Raw genomic sequence first — 15,722 nt, 5'->3', positions numbered from 1 at the left:
CTTATTAGAGAAGGTTAAATCCCTGGAAGACGGCCGCAGTAACCACCAAGCCAATTACAAACCCGGTTACTAACTGCAAAGGAGTGTGCTCCCCCAGCTGGTAGCGAGAAATCCCCAGTACCGGGATAAGGACGGCAACAACTAACGCTGGTGGGCCGAATACGATAGCGATAGAGGTGACCACGCTGGTGAAAAGAGAAAGGTGGAAGCTGGCTCGATAGCGTAAATTTATAAAGGTAATCAATAGCGCTGTTGCGCTGAGCCCAATCAGGGTAGCCATAATGCTCGGAGGAGCGTCGAGAGAAAAGAGTATCAATGCGCTGGGCAGGCCGAAGAGGCATATCAAAAAAATCATCTCTCTGGATCGCTCTCTAAAAAGAGAGCGATGAGTTACCTTGACCCCGGTAGTACGAGCAACTAGAACAACCCTCGCCTGCATATACAGGAGGGGGAAGAGATAGGCTGGTAACAGAGCTATGACACTCCATTTAACCCAGTCTTCCCGGCTGAAGCTCACGGCAAGCAACACCACCACCGGTACAAGGATTACATAAGGATGCAGCACTTGGGACACTATTTTGGCGATTTCGCCAGTCTTAATTTTGGCGCTTGCCATGTTTCAACCTCATAGTGTTATTCACGGTTAGCCTCTGCAATCAATTGACAGATGCCGTATTTCCGTCTGGTTAGCTACTTTCATTAATCCAAATTCCATAAATAACCAAAATATTGATGAAAAAAAATTAAAATGTCGGTGTTTTTAGAATATTCCAGACATCGCGGGTAAACCGATGCAGCTTGAATAAACTGTCACGGCTTAATCCCTGCAGCGATGCTTCATATTTTTCGGCGTATTCCTGATAAATACCCAGAAATCTCTGAGTTTCCTGATCGGTATACGATAGCCCCAGGATGAGCCCGGCCAGTATACTCATGCGCAACTTGCTGGCCGGCGCCTTCAGTAGATTATCCACTGAGCTTTGCTCAGTCAAATTCTGTTTGGATTCTCTGAGTTTCAGTAATAAAGCCGTCATGACTTCGGTGCATCGCACAAGTGATGAACGCGGTTCTGGCATCCTGGCAAGTAATTCGTTTAAAATATCCTTATAATCGTTCGCCTCTCCCCTGCTCAAGTTCGTTAGGACGCGAGTTTTTATATCATCCCACTCATCTTGCTCCCGTATGTCACCTGCCAGGTGAGCGAAAAGCTCGATGGTTTCGGCAGTAGGAACGAAACGTATACTAGACCGTCCAGGCCCAGCAGTCTCCTTCGGCGTATCGTACTCTGAAGTCACCATACCTTTTTTCTCAAGGAGCCTCAACATATCATAGGCTGTAGAGTTGTTCAGACCCAGTCGATTGGCAATGACGCTATAGTGAACAGGCTCTTTCATGTCCCGATAAGCGTCGAGGAGCTTACTGAGAAAAATCTTCTGCCTAAATGTCAGTTTCATAACCTTATTCAACCCCAGCGATGCGCATTATGCACTGGAAATATATATTTTGTGAAAAATCAACCGGCCAGCAACCTTTTTATCTCCGGTATGGATACCTGAGCGGCCAATCGACCTTGAACGATGCACTCTTCAGCACGATGGAAATCACCCCAGCTAATGTGTGTAACTTGAGGCTCTATGATAACATCGGCGCCACTGAGACTGGACTTTAATCTCTGGCTACTAATAATGTTTACCGTTTGGATCGCTATACTAAGTATATTAGGTCCATTTTTCCTCCGATTATTCTGGCTAGCACCCAAAAACGTATTTTGACCATTCGGTATTACATTTACTGCGATGATAGGGTCTGCCCCCATATCCTTGAGGATTTTTACAGGCACCGGATCGAGCAAACCACCATCAACTAAATATCTTCCTTCTAATTTACTGGGAGTAAGTAAAATGGGAATAGAGCAACTCGCCCTCACACCCTCTCTCACTTTGCCCTGCTTAATTACGACCTCTTGATTGCTATTAATATCAACCGCCGAACAAGCAAATGGTATCTTCAAATCCCCAAACTCAACATCGCCGATAATCGATCTTAACATGTTTCCAATCTTCCGCCCGCGAATCAAACCGTATTTTGGTAACACGGGATCTGCTAAAAAGGAAAACCTCTTTAAGCCCAATTCTATTGCTAGATGTTTCATCCGGTCAATGTCCTGTCGCTCTGCGTAGACAGCACCGATCAGTGCTCCCATGCTCGTACCGGCAAGCATGTCGATGTGGATCTCTTCTTCCTCTAACATCTCCAGTACGCCGATGTGAGCCAGTCCTCGCGCCGCGCCACTGCTAAGTGCCAGCCCGATTTTTCTATCCTTAAGCAAACTACCCAATGCCCCAGCTCTCACTGTCATGGTTTTACTTCATGTCACGTTCGTGTGTCACAACTTTGATACAGCTAGAAATTTCCAAAGTAACCATAATATATGGTACTATACGTCAGGAATGGTGTCAAATTTCCCGGATGTTAAGATCGATAAATGCATTGTTGAGGAGAGCATGATTAGGGATTGGAGCGAATTAACTGGGCTAACCAACGGTTCACCGATCACTGTTGAACGAGTGAAAATTGCCGATAGCAATATCGCGATCGAAGGGGAATTTGCTTTACCACCACTAGCTCAACTCGGGAGGGAAGATCAAGTCTTCATCATGGCTTTCGTCGGAGCCCACGGTTCGATGAAGGAAGTGGGACGGCTCTTCGGCATCAGCTATCCAACGGTCAAGAACCGTCTTGTTAAGGTCGCCAGCAAGTTGAGAATGGTGGAGATTAACTCGAAACTTACAGCTATGTCTGAGCAGGAAAGCCTGTTGGACATGCTGGAACAGGGCAAAATTAATGCAGATGAGGCTCTAAAGAGGCTTGCATGAGGGAATAATTAATACCCTTTGTTTAGAACGTAACTGTATCTACGACGTGGAGACGGGGTAGAGAGCCTGTCTTATAATTCAAGCCAATTTGGTAAAATTGGGCCAATCAGTAATGAGGTGAGCCCAATGCCGCTGAGACCATTAAACCGCGAACAAGCATGGATGTTGCCCCCGACTCTTGGAGAACTGATTCCCAACGATCATCCTGCGCGGTTCGTGGCCGAGCTTGTGGATACACTTGACCGTGCGGCCTAGATAGAATTAGAAATTGGGATCGACGGAGAGCCGTTGGGTGCCCCGGCTTATCATCCGAGGGCACTACTGTGTGTCTGGTTGCATGGTTTCATGACGGGGATTCGTTCCTCACGCAGACTTGAAGCAGCCTGCCGAGACCAGGTGCCGTATCTGTGGCTAACGGGATGGCAGCGCCCCGATCACAATACCCTGTGGCGATTCTACCAGGCTCACCGTGATGCGATGCGGAGACTACTGAAATACACAGTGGCCACCGCTGTCGAACTGGACTTGATTGACTTGGCGGTGCAGGCGGTGGATAGGACGAAAATAGTGGCCAATGCGGCCGGTGACCGTACCTATGATGTCGCCGCATTACAGCGTTTACTCAATCGTACGGAAGCGGCAATCTCCGAACTGGAGGCACGAAACGAGGGCGGCGATGACTCTCCCCAACCGCGGTTACCGGAAGCATTGCAGACGGCCAAAGAGTTACAGCAGCGGGTTAAAGGCGCCATGAATCGCCTAGCGCAACAGGAAAGAGTAAAACGGGTGAATCTAACCGATGAAGATGCCCAGCTGATGAAGGGGCGAAGCGGGATTATCACCGGCTACAATGCCCAGGCAATGGTCTCTTCATTAAACCCTGAGACAGCCAAGGGAAATGGCATGCTGATTACGGCTGCCGAGGTCGTGAACAGTGCTTCAGACTCAGGCCAATTGGTTCCCATGCTGGAGCGAGCCGAAGAGATAACAGGGCAACGGGCCCCTGTTACCCTGGCTGATGGCGGCTACCATACCGCTGCCGGCCTGGAAGCCGGTGAACAGCGAGGTCAACTCCTGGTGATGGGGGAACGATATAAGGATTCTTGTACTGGTCCTTATTTCAAAGACCAGTTTGACTATGATGCCGCCAGCGACATTTACACTTGCCCCCATGGCCAACGGCTTCCTTTCCGCGGGCTGCGCAGGTCCAAGCTCACTGGTTCACACTCGATCCGCATATATCGAGCATCGAGGACGGTCTGCCGGGCTTGTCCCGCCTTCGGCGTTTGTACCAAGGACAAACATGCGGGGCGTGCACTCCGGATTAGCTCTTCCGAGGTACTGTTGCTCAAACATCGACAGTGGATGCGCTCGGACGAAGCACGCAGTTTGTACGCCCTTCGCCGGGAACTGAGTGAACCTACCTTCGGAATCCTCAAAGACCAGATGAATGCCAGGAGATTCCTGTTGCGCGGTCTGGCCAACGTCAGAGCGGAGTTCAACTTACTGGCAACTGCGTTTAACTTGCGAACCCTATGGCGCGTTTGGGCTAAGTCAGGGAGACGAAGCACCAGAGCCAGGGTAGAAATCGCGGATAACCTGGCCACCAATGTCCAAATGCACCGAAACTTCGGTCTAAATCCTGTAATGCTATCCGCTTGGAGTTTCGCATATTAAATCCTGTCCCTCATTTTGAGACAGGCTCTAGAGTCGGACTCCACCGGAAACACGGATGGAGTGGGTGGATTGTAACCTTTTTTAACCAACATACAAAATATTGGTTAAAAGTGGTCTTGCACCATTTTCAATGCCCAGTTAGAGAGATTTTTGTGGTTTATTGGTCTTGGCGTCTACACCTTAGACTCGTCGTTCGATAAGGTAGTCGGTCAGAGCCCTCAATGCCCCACGATAGGGGCTTTCTGGCAGGCGGTTAAGCATTTCTTGAGCCTGTGTCGAATATTTCAAGGCATGGCGGTAGCTTTCTTCAATAAAGCCACCACTTTTTATCATGTCGATGGCCTCTGCGATTTTATTATTGCGTGCCACGCCTCGTATGAAATCTGAAATCGGATTGGCGGCTGGGTATCTTTCCATTAAAAGGAGCGGCGGTAGTGTGATCGTTCCCTGTCGCAAATCCGAGCCCACTGGTTTGCCCAACTCAACCTCGGTACCGGTAAAATCCAAGATATCGTCAACAATTTGAAATGCCAGCCCCAGATTAAATCCGAAATCGCTCAAAACCTGAATCTGTTCCTCGGTACCTCCAGCCAGAATGGCTCCGGATTCACAGGACATCTTTAACAGTGCCGCCGTCTTGCATGCAATGCGGTCCATATACCCCTGCAAGCTTTGTTCCAAACTGAAAGCAGCCCGAGCCTGCTTGAGTTCACCCACCGAAATAATTCGCAATGTACTAGAGAAAAGCTTCACCACTCGGAGTTCATGGGTAGTAGCAGCGAACTCAGAAGCCCGAGCAAATAAAAAATCACCCAGTAGAATGGCCTTTTCCACTCCCCATAGCTTGTTCGCCGTCTCTCTTCCCCGACGGAAATCCGCTTTATCGATGGCGTCATCGTGCACTAAGGTAGCGATGTGCAGTAGTTCATTGGCGGTAGCCATATTGAGCATACGACTCGTTACCCCATCGATGCACCGGCCAGCCAGAAAGGTCAGAGCCGGCCTCAAGATTTTACCGCCGCGCAAGACATGATGCAGCATGGCATGGAGCTCAGGAAAATCGCTTCTCCACTGCTCAGTTAGGTCGGAAAGATTAGCCTCGACATCGGCTAAGTCCCTGGCCACCGGTGTATATATAAGTTTGTAGTCCAAATTACTTTCAGTAACCTCAGTACTTCAAATTTCCCCTTCTGTATTCTATACCTGTTTTTGTCATTTATTATTTATCGTTTGTTTTAAAATATTTGTCCAAGGTTATGCCACTGAAGGAGTCAGGAGGTTTACCAGTGTCAGAAGGTTTAGTTGGTGAACTATCGATGGCTTTGGTGAACTCCTTGGTCATATCACTAGTGATTTTTTGAAAACTGCGCATGAACTCCCCAGCCTTTTTAGCGAATTCGGGGATGCGATTGGGACCGAAGACAAGGGTAGCTACGATGAGAATAGTAACGATCTCAAAAGTACCTAGACCGAAAAAGTTCATTGTTGGTTATTACCCTTTAACTTCTACATGCTAAAACTTCAGGAACCACTTCTCCCCTCCCAAAGCTAAGCCTTAGGAGTATCTTCCGTTTTGGAGACGACCGCCTCTGGTGTCCCGGTAATTGTTGCCGACTTCACTTCTTTTGGCTTTTCTTCATCTTCGCCGGAGGATCCATCCCTGAACGACTTAAGACTTTTGCCAATAGCTTCACCCACCTGAGGCAGTTTCCCGACGCCGAAGATGAGGAGAATGATTACCAGAATAATACATAGTTCCAAGGGGCCCAGTCTGAATGGCACACTATACCTACTTTTGAGGTGTACTCCGTCTTAGGTGCAGTTACAAGGAGACTATCGGAGGCGTGCTTTACCTGTGCCGCCTTTCCTTCTCTATATGACGTTCGCATAACACAATCTCGTTATGACTGGGGTAAACTTCCAAAGAAACCAAATTATATGGTAATATACTTCCAGATAGGTGTCAAGTTTTGACCGACGCTAACAGTTATGCCACAGAGAGGGATGACCAAATGTGGAAATATTATGCGTTTAAGATTGCAGGATTCAGTCTGTCCTACTTACCTAGAAACCTTGGCTACTTTGTCGCGAGTCTAGTCGCAGATTTCGCTTACACCTTCTTCCCTACAGCGAGGGTTGGAGTTGCTGACAATATGAGGCATGTCCTGGGGTTTAACGTAGATGATATTGTCCTAAGAAGGGCTGTGCGCGAAGTACTAAAGAATACAGCCAAAAACTATTTTGACCTTATAAAGTTACCGCACATGGAACTTGATGAAATCGAGCGCCATTTAACTGTCCATGGCTGGCAACATCTTAAAGATGCTCTAGAGCGGAAGTGGGGTGTTGTGTTGGTCACGGCTCACCTGGGCAGTTTTGATATCGCGGCACAGATATTTGCCATTCGATCGGTCAAAACAACAGTCTTGGTAGAGGCTTTGAAACCGCCGCCTCTGCTTAATCATGTTACTGCCTTGAGAGAGAGCCATGGCGTCGCTTTCATGCCAGGCCGACCGGGTGCGCTGGAATCAATGATGCAGCTACTGCGAAGCGGTGAAGCAATATTGATGGCTTGCGACCGTAACATCAAAGGGAAAGGCATAACATCGGTCTTCTTTGGTGAGGAGGCTACTCTGCCCACGGTAGCTGTCAGAATGGCCATGCGCACCGGAGCGGCTATTGTCCCCATCTTTAATCGACGCGAAGATAATGGTAAATATGTTATATATGTAGAACCAGCCATCGATGTTTTCACCACTGGAAACGGCGCGGTAGTAAAAAACGTAGAGCAAATAGCTCAGGTCATGGAAAGGTATATTAGACATTGTCCCGAACAATGGGTTACTCTTAAGTCTATCTGGGCAAAGAGTTAAGAGTAAAAATTGAAAATACATAGAAAATCAGATCGTTAAAACGGATACTATTAAAATGGAGCGAAAAAATACAAGAGAGTAAGTCGAACGAAAAGCATCCGTTGACCTTACCCCATCTTTAGTGCCAGATGCATCTTAGTGTTTCCGTCTAGTTCCATGAATTCCTGGTGTGCCAATCCATCCAATGAGCTATGAGGTCTGACAGTATTATAATCCATTCTCCATGCCTCGATAACTTCTCTGGCATGTTTTAGATTCAGAAACCAGTTTGTGTTCAGGCATTCGTCGCGTAGTCTGCCGTTGAAGCTTTCTGCGAAGGTGTTTTCAATAGGTTTGCCGGGGCGGATGAAGCTGAGCTTGACCCCTTTGCGAAACGCCCACTCATCCATAGCTTTACCGGCAAATTCTGGCCCGTTATCCACCACGGTGATGGCTTCGGGCAAGCCGCGCATAGCCGCCAGTCTTTCCAGGACGCTGATCACCCTGACGCCACCCAGCGAGGTATCGACCTCGATTGCAGGGCATTCCCGGGAATAATCATCGACGATGGCCAGGGCCCGGAAGCGCCGGCCGGTTACGATGCTGTCAGTCACAAAATCCATGCTCCACTTCTGATTGGGACGAGATGGCGCCGACATCACAACACGGGCGCTGGCAGCTCCTTTACGGCGTCTCTTCCTTCTTAAAGCCAATCCCTCTTCCCTGTAGATGCGTTCGGTCCGCTTGTGGTTGACTACCAGTCCCTCTCTTTTGAGCATGATGTGGAGCCGCGGGCTGCCAAACACACAAGCCCTTATGGTATCCCTTCTCTGTAGCCGCGAAGCCAGGTCCGGCTCATCATTCTAAAGCATTCGCCACTTTTGCTTTATTTCAGACCACAGCAATTGTTAGACTAGTTTCAGATATCTTGTGGGATAAAATTAGATGAATTTCACTTACTTCATGCCGATGGCCGATGAATCGTACTTATAAGGGTCAAATCGACCACCGTCACGGTGAATCTGGCCCGCCCCGAGTCGAGGATTGTGAAGTGAATTACCCCCCCCAGCAAGCTGGGGGGCATCAGGAGGGGAAGAAACGGGCCACCCCGCCCTTGCGATTCATCCCGCCAGCAAGCTGGCGGGTATTCTCGCTCCTTTTCTATAAAAAAAGGGAGCCGGGACGAACCCCCAGACTCCCTTTAATTTGAGCTTTCTCCTGTCGATCAGCCCTTGAACTTGGTGACAGCCAAACATGCGTAGTGTGATCTGTAACCGTTTATCGGGCATTGGCCAAAGCCGTTCCAAAAGTCGAGGAGATAGTGATGGTAATTCTGATACTCTTGTTCACGGACTGCTAACAAGCAGTCCGTGAATATCCTGACGCAGGCCCCTTTACTCCCCCACAAAACGATGACCGATGGCGGGCAGGATACATCAGATTCCGTCCTGAACCCATCGACTCTAAGCTTAGATAGCTTCAGATTATCGAGCCAGAAATGGCCGCCGCCGGCACTGTAGGAGCCAAGGTAAATGTCCTTACCCTCCAGTTCTTTAAGTATTTCCATGAGACGCTTTGCGGCTACCCGCTGCTTCTTCCGTAGCGGTATCTGGGCGGCTTTCCGGCCAAGTCTGACCGTGGTTTTCGGCACCGGCTCCGCCAGCTTAACGCCCTGAAACAGATCGAGTTGACCTGCCATGCTTGTTACTCCTTCCGTTCAGTATTGGGCATGGGTATCCCTTTGAATTTGGTAGTGGTTATTGGTTTAGGCCACCAGGACGAGCTGGTTGCCGCTTTCGATTCTCTTCTGCTCTTCCGCCGCGGCGCCGATAGGTAAGGATTTTCGGACTTCCGAAATAGAGCCCTTGATATGGTCAATACGCCCAATATCGCCGATGAGATGTGCAAGGCGCTCGTCGACGTATTGTGGGATGTCGTCTATTCCTCTTGCTGCAATTGCTACAATCCTGGCCTGTTCCAGCGGTTCGGCGGCCTGGTCAATGAACTCCTCGACCATGTCCATTGCTTCACTTACCTTAAGGGCACTCCATTTGATAGGCATAGTTTCACCTCTATTCGGGCATTGTTACCCCTTCGTATTTGCCTGCTTTGATAACACCTAACTGGCACACAGGTTCTTGAGTCAGTACTCATCGGGGAAAAGAATTGTCGTTGATGACCGGTCGGCTTCGGTGATGATCCAAATCTTAGGTAAGCCCTCGCTCTCATAAGACGAGAGCAGTCTGAAGCCTTGCTCCAGGCTCAGCTCGTTCTCTTGGTTGTCTGCCTCATCGAGGTCGCCCCAATCGCCTTTGGCGTGGCGGTTCAGGCAGCGGGGCATGAACTCAGCGAACTTGGGGTTTTCTCCGGCCAAGGCATACACTCCCCGGGTGGCCACCACCTGGCCTAGCGGGACAGTGGGATTGGTTACCAGCAGCGCATCCATATTTATCACCTCCTTTCCATCGTCTTCGGGCAAGAGTAAGGGGTCGGTACTTCATGCTTCTCGACCCCTTCTCTACGCCCTGGGCGGCCTTATTCGGTTTTCTCGATGCCTTCCCCGCCATGTCTGGCGGTAAGATGCCTGGCGCATTCCTTCTGGATGCTCTCCGCCGTCGCTCCGATCTGGCTGAAAACGCCCAGTTCCTCATCCTCGTGGTAGAGCGCCACCATGTGGTCGTCAAGGTTTTCCAGCCGGAAACCGCGGTCGGCATGCTCGCCGAGTTCCGGTATCCTTTGTTCTTTCATCCTTCTCTCCGTTTCGCCTTTCTTGCCCTCGCCGGTATTTCAGCCAAAACAAAAGGGGATATTCCCACCAGCACAGGTAGGAATATCCCCTACGAAAAAAGAAGCACAAAAAGGGGCGTTAAAGCCCCTTCATGTGCGGCTGTTTTGTGAGTTCAAGCGTTTCAGTTCAGGCTTTAGGCAACGGCGACTGGTTCTTTCGCCTTGCTATGCTTCTTGGTCTTGGGCTTCTCGGCCTTCGTGATGGCCTCGGCCTCGGCGACAGCTTGGGCGACTTCCTCGGCGGCGACCGGCTCGGCATCCGGCTCGGCGACCGCTTCGACTATCTCAACCTTCGGTTCGGCGGGTTCGGCGGGTTGGCTCGCTTCTGTCTTGTCCCCGCTTTCGTGGGGAGTCTCGGCGGCCTTGGCTTCGACCTTCGGCTTCTTGGCTTCCGGCAGAAGCATCGGCATGACCACCAGCTCATAGTCCGGCGCGGCAAAAAGCATCGGTGACTTCGCGTCAACGAGTTTTAGCTCCACCATCCCGCCGCAAGCCCTCAGAGCTTCGGCGAGATAACCCCCGTCAAGCCTTATCTTGATAGGCTCGCCGGTAGTGTCGGCGGGTATCTCGGCCTCGCCCTTGTCGTCGGTGTTTGCCATGACCACCTTGCCGTTGCCGATGGTGAGGTCTATGGCGTAGGCTTTGACGTTGGCAATGACCTTGAGTGAGCTTACCGCCTTGAGCGCCTCATTGGTGTCGAAGCTGGCGCGGGCGCTAAAGTCGGCGGGTATGAGCTTCTCATAGTCTGGAAAGTTACCGGCGCATCCCCGCCATCCATAGCGGATTAGCTCCGTGTCCAGATTGAGGTCCATCCCCTCGCTGTCTTTCCTCTTTTCAAGTGACAGCCTTACCCGTCGCGCCCGTCGAAGAGCGGCGGTGACGCCCTTTAGCTCATCGCGACTAACGAGAGCTTGTCCTTCATCCCCGTCGAAGTCCAGTTTGAGTACGGCGAGTCGGTAGCCGTCGGCGCTAACGAGGGTTAGCTTGCCGTCCTTGACCCGGAAGAGAACGCATTGAAGTACGGGGCGGGTGTTCTCATCCGAGGTAAACGGCAGTACCCTTGAAAGGGCTTCCGATAGCTCTGTCGCGCCGAGGTTGGGACTTACCGAGTATGACGGGCTTACCCTGATGTCGCACAGGGTAAGGGGTGTTTTTTCGCCGACCCAGGCCATGTTGTCAAGGTAGCTGGTGTTGGCTCCGCAGACCACCTTAAGGCATTTTCCGGCGACCCGCGATACGCTGGCATCGCCGTTAGACGGGACGATTTTCACGATGTTCGACCCGCCTAAAGACTTGAGGTAAGTAAGAAAGCCTTTCCGCCCAATGGTGAGGTCAAGAAGCATCGCCCTTTCGGCGAGTGTCCTTGATAAGGCGTTGACCAGTACAGCCTTGTGCGCTAAAAAGCCCTGACCTGAACGCTTGCCCTCAATATTCAGTTGTTCGATTGTCCGACCCCCTCTTGCTATCCGATAGGTGGGCAACTCCATCGGCTTCGCCTAGTAGTAAGCTATCGGCTACCCGCAATTCGCTGGCATAGCCGAAGCTCCCACTGTATTAGTTGCGGAATAAGGCCGAAACCTTTCACCCTCAAACAGTCTTTGTTGTTCCATTTTCCGAAAGCGGCAAAGGTAAATCATTTCGGCATTGGTAAGGGCTTGCCCGTCCCGCCGCTTTTCGGCGATGGCGATTAGCCTGTCGGGACAATGGAGCAGAAAAGTGCCGGCATCCAGCCAGGCATCGAGGTCTAACGCCCTGTCGTCGGCAATCAGATCGCCGAGTTCGGTGGTGTTGCCTTCATCGTCTATGACGGGCTTATTCAGGCTTTCGAGTTTGACGGCTTTGGGACACGCCGAAAAGAGCCAGTTCTCTTTACACTTCTGCCGTTGCGCCTTGCTACAGTCCCCGCAGGTAAGGCCGTTGTCTATCCGGTAACGCTTGCGCCAGTACAATGCTTGGGCGCGGCTGGCGATGCGATACATGGCGGTTTCGGTGAAGGGATGGTATCCGTTATTCCGCTCGACATCGGCAAGGGTGATGATAATGTCATGGAGCAGGTCATCCCGCTCGTCCGGCTTGGCCTTGTGGCTGAACTTCGAGGCTATGGTATAGAAGGTAAGCCATTGGCCGCTAAGGTGGTCATACCCGACCGCTTCGGTTTGCTTTGGTCTGGTGCTTCGGCTAGACTTGAAACTACGCAAGGCGCTTGTCTCTTTGGTCTGACAGGTGGCGATCTTTCCGCACCATCGGCAAACGCCTTGCCGCTCTTTTAGCACCCAAACCTTGTGACATCGGTTACAGAAGCCCCCAGGCCGATTGTATTCCCCCGCTACTGTTACGCTTGAACTCACGTTTTCCCCCTTTCAGGGCAAGCGTTCAGGTCAAGGCTTTTCATGTTCAGTTGTTAAGGTGCGTTTGCGTGTTTTTCCAGCTTCATTGTCAAACAAAAAGTCATTTTGTTCATCCTTAAGAAATAGCTATTATGTCGATATCCCCCCCCCCCCCCCCCCGGGTGAATCGAAACGTCGGAAAATCAAAAAAGGGAGTCTGAAGCTCCCTTCTGTGCTGTCTCTGATTCTCTTATTAGGTCAGAATGTTCTACTCACGCCGATCTCTCGCCATTTATTGCAAGCGAGAACCTGAGGAAAGTTCAATGGCAATAAAGTAACAGCCTGCTAGCTGGGGATGAGCTATAATCTTTGCGGCGATATAGTTCGCTACACCTTGATCCGAGGTAAGATGTTGTGGCAATCATAAGATGTACTGCTAAGCTCTTGGAGAAGATTGGACTCCGTCAGTTGACCGAACCGGATCAATCACCCAGTTTGTGGGACTGGCACGCCAACCTGTTACGGATAGAACGCAAACGATGGGTGCTTTTCACTAACGATCAAACCCTGTATTCGTTTTTCGTGCGCTTTGGAAAAAGGCCGCTGTTCCCAGACTTTGTAGAGTTGTTTAGATTGGGTCTGTTCAAAAACCTGATGGGCGAAGGGCTTACCGAGCCACTGATTGATTGTGCGCTGAAAGACTATCGGAACGTCACAATTGCAAAGACCAACAGCCGTAGTGTTCTAGGGTCGATGAACGATCTGGCTTTCCAGCTCAAATGCTCAATTGAAACCATGGGTGGACTGGACCGCGCGGATCTATCTGAGGTCGGTCGGCGACTTAATCGAATTCCAATGAGCGCAATTAAATATCATTGCAGCATCGATGAACTGAAACGGAGGTTGGCCGATGCACACAAGTAATGCCATATCTACTTCAAATTCATGGCTGACCGGAAAACGAAATATAATGTCACTAATCGTCAAGAAGTATGGATTTGACGATTGGTTATTCATACAGATCTATGAACCGATTGTCCCATTTTCAACAACGCATCGTTCAACCATCGTATTGAGGAACTCAATACATTCACCAACAATCATCTCCGGATTCAACCAGTATTTTCTCGCAAGCCGGCTCGCGATCTCCCATACAGTATTGTTCCCGTCACATAAAGCAAGAAACTCAAATCCCCGATCGGGAGGTGAGATTAAGCTCAGTGAACTAGGTTCAATGATGACTGTTGATGGATTGGGGAGGGCGACACTATCCTCGCTGCGGATGATGTTCTCTCTGATCGCAGATAAGTCGTAATTTATTCGTTCAATAACAATATTCGTTTTTAGGCGGGGAATGGAATTTCGAGTTATTCCTGCAGCAGTTTGCTTATCAGTTTTCCGATTGAGTAATCGCATTGTGGTCTTGAGCAGCGGGTCACTTTGTTCGAAGTGAGCTAGATAAAGCGGCAACATGAAATCTTTATCATAACGATAACCAATTAGTTCAAGGAGGTTGGTACTCTCATAACAGGTGGATACTTGTTGCATACAATAATGTGCCAGGCTGCGAGCTTGATCGTCAGACAAGCCTGACTTAACGGAATATAAAACACCAAGGCGGAATTCCGTCTCTGGCCCATCATTGATTTTAGTAATGCCGTATTTTTCAGGATTTCTATAGATACCAGACCCTTTACCGAGGTTGAAATTTTCAACGAAAAATGTTCTTATTCTATCTTGACTTGAAATCAGAAAATCAACGGTTTCTTTAGCTTCAGATAAAGTTTCCCCTGGAAATCCCATCATGAAATAGGCGTGATTCCAAATCCCTGCCTCATAGACGTTACGACAGACTTCAGTAGCAATGTTCTTTGTGGTGCCCTTAACCATGAGTTTTAACACTCGATCACAGCAAGATTCGAAACCCATCGATAAAAAATGAAAGCCAGCTCTACCCATTTTGCGACACAATGCTGGGGTGAACTGTTTTTCCAATCTTATATTTGTCGAGCAATTTATCAGTAGACCCCGTTTCATGATTTCATCAGAGAGCTTAGAAATGGCTTCTGGCGAAATTCCCTCGTCACAAAATGCAAAATGGCGCGCCCCGTACTTAAGAGCTAACAACTCAATATCATCAACCACTTTCTCTTCGTCTCTTGGCTGGTAAGGCCCACCCCACCCCAGAGTATGGCCGCAGAAAGCGCAATTATTCCAGTAACAACCCCTTGATGAGAGCAACGGCAGAACGGGTTCAGGGCCAAAATATGCGTTAAGATTCAGACCATCAAAGCATGGAGTTGGCAATAAATTGATGTCCAGGGGAGGCGCGGCGTTGGTGGTGTGAATACCGTCACTGTTACGGAACATGAGATTAGGCACGTTCTCGAGTGTTGTGTTTTGCTCTATTGCTTCTACCAGTTTCAGAAGCGGCAGTTCCCCTTCGTGGAGTATCGCACTGTCGAAGAATTCGTTGAAGAACTCATTATGGTTTGCAATCGCCTCTGACAAGACCGTGACCACGTGACCACCGATACAAACATGTGCTTTATCATCGTTAGATTTAAGCATTCGCGAAAGGGTCAAGGCCGGAATCAACTGGCTTTCAGCAGCGATGGTAATTCCAATGACGTCCGGTTTCTCTTCTTTAATGTATGGCGTGAGATAGTCTTGGTAAAGTTGGATAAACGGATTTTCTGCTTGAATCATCGTTGCAGCCAAGAGGGACTCGAAAGACCCGGTGAAAGCCGGCATGTCCAGCGGGGCAAAGCTGACACTTGTTGGGGCGTATGCCGCTGAGATAACAGAGAATGCGCGGTCCAGCGTGTCCCTGGCATGAGACAATTCGCTTGGGCTGTAGAAAGTCTCTTCACTTCTTAGGCTATTTTTTGCCGCCTCCACTTTACCAGCTAAAATCCCGACCATCGCCTTGGCCATGTAAATATTATTGTATGTTCGCTGTTCGATACCAGGTTGAAGCCTATTCTTCGCCTCAAAAAGAGCAAATTTTTGTTCTAGTGTGTTTTTAAGGTCTTTGAGGTATTTCTCAGAGAGCATAAGATGGTAGGCTTCAACATTGAAATCTTTCTGGATTACTTCGATTCCCTTCTCTTTTAGGTATGCACATAGCGACGGCCCGGCCAGGTATGGCCGGAAAGGTGTGAAGTGCGGGGGAAACAGAAGAAGAACTTTCATCGTGACCC

At 49.6% G+C, this 15,722-nt stretch carries 18 protein-coding genes; 4 read left to right on the top strand and 14 right to left on the bottom strand.

Features of this window, described 5'->3' with window-relative positions; translation table 11 throughout:
* Positions 1–4: 4 nt before the first annotated feature.
* From ABV300_RS02840 to ABV300_RS02830, 3 genes are all read right to left on the bottom strand, one after another.
* Positions 5–616 carry a hypothetical protein gene (locus ABV300_RS02840; protein ID WP_076004666.1) on the bottom strand — a complete coding sequence of 204 codons (612 nt, stop codon included), beginning with the start codon at positions 614–616 and terminating at the stop codon, positions 5–7.
* A gap of 127 nt (positions 617–743) precedes the next feature.
* On the bottom strand, positions 744–1,454 hold the full coding sequence (locus tag ABV300_RS02835; protein WP_076004665.1) for a helix-turn-helix domain-containing protein: 711 nt from the start codon (positions 1,452–1,454) through the stop codon (positions 744–746).
* 59 nt (positions 1,455–1,513) lie between these two features.
* On the bottom strand, positions 1,514–2,359 hold the full coding sequence (locus tag ABV300_RS02830) for a patatin-like phospholipase family protein (RefSeq protein ID WP_083635429.1): 846 nt from the start codon (positions 2,357–2,359) through the stop codon (positions 1,514–1,516).
* A 145-nt stretch (positions 2,360–2,504) separates the two neighbouring features.
* Between ABV300_RS02830 and ABV300_RS02825 the strand changes: the two genes are divergently transcribed.
* Together ABV300_RS02825 and ABV300_RS02820 are read left to right on the top strand one after the other, a co-directional pair.
* Complete coding sequence (locus ABV300_RS02825) at positions 2,505–2,876, top strand: DUF2089 family protein (RefSeq protein ID WP_076004664.1); 372 nt, start codon at positions 2,505–2,507, stop codon at positions 2,874–2,876.
* A gap of 288 nt (positions 2,877–3,164) precedes the next feature.
* Positions 3,165–4,553, top strand: a complete 1,389-nt coding sequence (locus ABV300_RS02820) for an IS1182 family transposase (RefSeq protein WP_076004663.1) — start codon at positions 3,165–3,167, stop codon at positions 4,551–4,553.
* Positions 4,554–4,733: 180 nt separating this feature from the next.
* On the opposite strand, the gene ABV300_RS02815 is transcribed toward ABV300_RS02820, so the two are convergent.
* From ABV300_RS02815 to tatA, 3 genes are all read right to left on the bottom strand, one after another.
* Positions 4,734–5,705, bottom strand: coding sequence for a polyprenyl synthetase family protein (locus ABV300_RS02815; RefSeq protein WP_076004662.1), 972 nt, complete (start codon positions 5,703–5,705; stop codon positions 4,734–4,736).
* A 67-nt stretch (positions 5,706–5,772) separates the two neighbouring features.
* A complete protein-coding gene (locus tag ABV300_RS02810; RefSeq protein ID WP_076004661.1) occupies positions 5,773–6,036 on the bottom strand; it encodes a twin-arginine translocase TatA/TatE family subunit in 264 nt (87 codons plus the stop codon).
* Between the two features lie 65 nt (positions 6,037–6,101).
* Positions 6,102–6,335 carry a twin-arginine translocase TatA/TatE family subunit gene (tatA, locus tag ABV300_RS02805; RefSeq protein WP_076004660.1) on the bottom strand — a complete coding sequence of 78 codons (234 nt, stop codon included), beginning with the start codon at positions 6,333–6,335 and terminating at the stop codon, positions 6,102–6,104.
* 188 nt (positions 6,336–6,523) lie between these two features.
* Between tatA and ABV300_RS02800 the strand changes: the two genes are divergently transcribed.
* Positions 6,524–7,426, top strand: coding sequence for a hypothetical protein (locus ABV300_RS02800; RefSeq protein ID WP_076004659.1), 903 nt, complete (start codon positions 6,524–6,526; stop codon positions 7,424–7,426).
* Positions 7,427–7,533: 107 nt separating this feature from the next.
* On the opposite strand, the gene ABV300_RS02795 is transcribed toward ABV300_RS02800, so the two are convergent.
* The 7 genes from ABV300_RS02795 to ABV300_RS02765 form a co-directional block, all read right to left on the bottom strand.
* Positions 7,534–8,253: an IS3 family transposase gene (locus tag ABV300_RS02795; RefSeq protein ID WP_257787733.1), complete on the bottom strand. Its 720-nt coding sequence runs from the start codon at positions 8,251–8,253 to the stop codon at positions 7,534–7,536.
* A gap of 377 nt (positions 8,254–8,630) precedes the next feature.
* On the bottom strand, positions 8,631–9,104 hold the full coding sequence (locus ABV300_RS02790) for a hypothetical protein (protein WP_076004657.1): 474 nt from the start codon (positions 9,102–9,104) through the stop codon (positions 8,631–8,633).
* Between the two features lie 66 nt (positions 9,105–9,170).
* Positions 9,171–9,467 carry a hypothetical protein gene (locus ABV300_RS02785; protein WP_076004656.1) on the bottom strand — a complete coding sequence of 99 codons (297 nt, stop codon included), beginning with the start codon at positions 9,465–9,467 and terminating at the stop codon, positions 9,171–9,173.
* Positions 9,468–9,548: 81 nt separating this feature from the next.
* Positions 9,549–9,851, bottom strand: a complete 303-nt coding sequence (locus ABV300_RS02780; RefSeq protein ID WP_076004655.1) for a hypothetical protein — start codon at positions 9,849–9,851, stop codon at positions 9,549–9,551.
* A gap of 89 nt (positions 9,852–9,940) precedes the next feature.
* Complete coding sequence (locus tag ABV300_RS02775; RefSeq protein WP_076004654.1) at positions 9,941–10,153, bottom strand: hypothetical protein; 213 nt, start codon at positions 10,151–10,153, stop codon at positions 9,941–9,943.
* A 173-nt stretch (positions 10,154–10,326) separates the two neighbouring features.
* Positions 10,327–11,679, bottom strand: coding sequence for a DNA polymerase III subunit beta (locus ABV300_RS02770; RefSeq protein ID WP_225973672.1), 1,353 nt, complete (start codon positions 11,677–11,679; stop codon positions 10,327–10,329).
* Between the two features lie 27 nt (positions 11,680–11,706).
* Positions 11,707–12,390, bottom strand: a complete 684-nt coding sequence (locus ABV300_RS02765; protein WP_353715022.1) for a hypothetical protein — start codon at positions 12,388–12,390, stop codon at positions 11,707–11,709.
* A gap of 597 nt (positions 12,391–12,987) precedes the next feature.
* Here ABV300_RS02765 and ABV300_RS02760 point away from each other — a divergent pair.
* Positions 12,988–13,443 (top strand): hypothetical protein, encoded by a 456-nt coding sequence (locus ABV300_RS02760; RefSeq protein ID WP_353715021.1) that lies wholly within the window; start codon positions 12,988–12,990, stop codon positions 13,441–13,443.
* A 99-nt stretch (positions 13,444–13,542) separates the two neighbouring features.
* On the opposite strand, the gene ABV300_RS02755 is transcribed toward ABV300_RS02760, so the two are convergent.
* Positions 13,543–15,714: a radical SAM protein gene (locus ABV300_RS02755; protein WP_353715020.1), complete on the bottom strand. Its 2,172-nt coding sequence runs from the start codon at positions 15,712–15,714 to the stop codon at positions 13,543–13,545.
* Positions 15,715–15,722: the final 8 nt, after the last annotated feature.

It is taken from the genome of Dehalogenimonas sp. 4OHTPN (assembly GCF_040448695.1).
In the GTDB taxonomy this organism is placed as follows: domain Bacteria; phylum Chloroflexota; class Dehalococcoidia; order Dehalococcoidales; family Dehalococcoidaceae; genus Dehalogenimonas.
This window is presented reverse-complemented; position numbering and strand designations above follow the sequence as displayed.

Bases quoted from the DNA above. Each gene is read 5' to 3' on its own strand.
- ABV300_RS02840 (WP_076004666.1), bottom strand. From the start codon at position 616: ATGGCAAGCGCCAAAATTAAGACTGGCGAAATCGCCAAAATAGTGTCC.
- ABV300_RS02835 (WP_076004665.1), bottom strand. From the start codon at position 1,454: ATGAAACTGACATTTAGGCAGAAGATTTTTCTCAGTAAGCTCCTCGAC.
- ABV300_RS02830 (WP_083635429.1), bottom strand. From the start codon at position 2,359: ATGACAGTGAGAGCTGGGGCATTGGGTAGTTTGCTTAAGGATAGAAAA.
- ABV300_RS02825 (WP_076004664.1), top strand. From the start codon at position 2,505: ATGATTAGGGATTGGAGCGAATTAACTGGGCTAACCAACGGTTCACCG.
- ABV300_RS02810 (WP_076004661.1), bottom strand. From the start codon at position 6,036: ATGAACTTTTTCGGTCTAGGTACTTTTGAGATCGTTACTATTCTCATC.
- ABV300_RS02790 (WP_076004657.1), bottom strand. From the start codon at position 9,104: ATGGCAGGTCAACTCGATCTGTTTCAGGGCGTTAAGCTGGCGGAGCCG.
- ABV300_RS02785 (WP_076004656.1), bottom strand. From the start codon at position 9,467: ATGCCTATCAAATGGAGTGCCCTTAAGGTAAGTGAAGCAATGGACATG.
- ABV300_RS02780 (WP_076004655.1), bottom strand. From the start codon at position 9,851: ATGGATGCGCTGCTGGTAACCAATCCCACTGTCCCGCTAGGCCAGGTG.
- ABV300_RS02775 (WP_076004654.1), bottom strand. From the start codon at position 10,153: ATGAAAGAACAAAGGATACCGGAACTCGGCGAGCATGCCGACCGCGGT.
- ABV300_RS02770 (WP_225973672.1), bottom strand. From the start codon at position 11,679: ATGGAGTTGCCCACCTATCGGATAGCAAGAGGGGGTCGGACAATCGAA.
- ABV300_RS02755 (WP_353715020.1), bottom strand. From the start codon at position 15,714: ATGAAAGTTCTTCTTCTGTTTCCCCCGCACTTCACACCTTTCCGGCCA.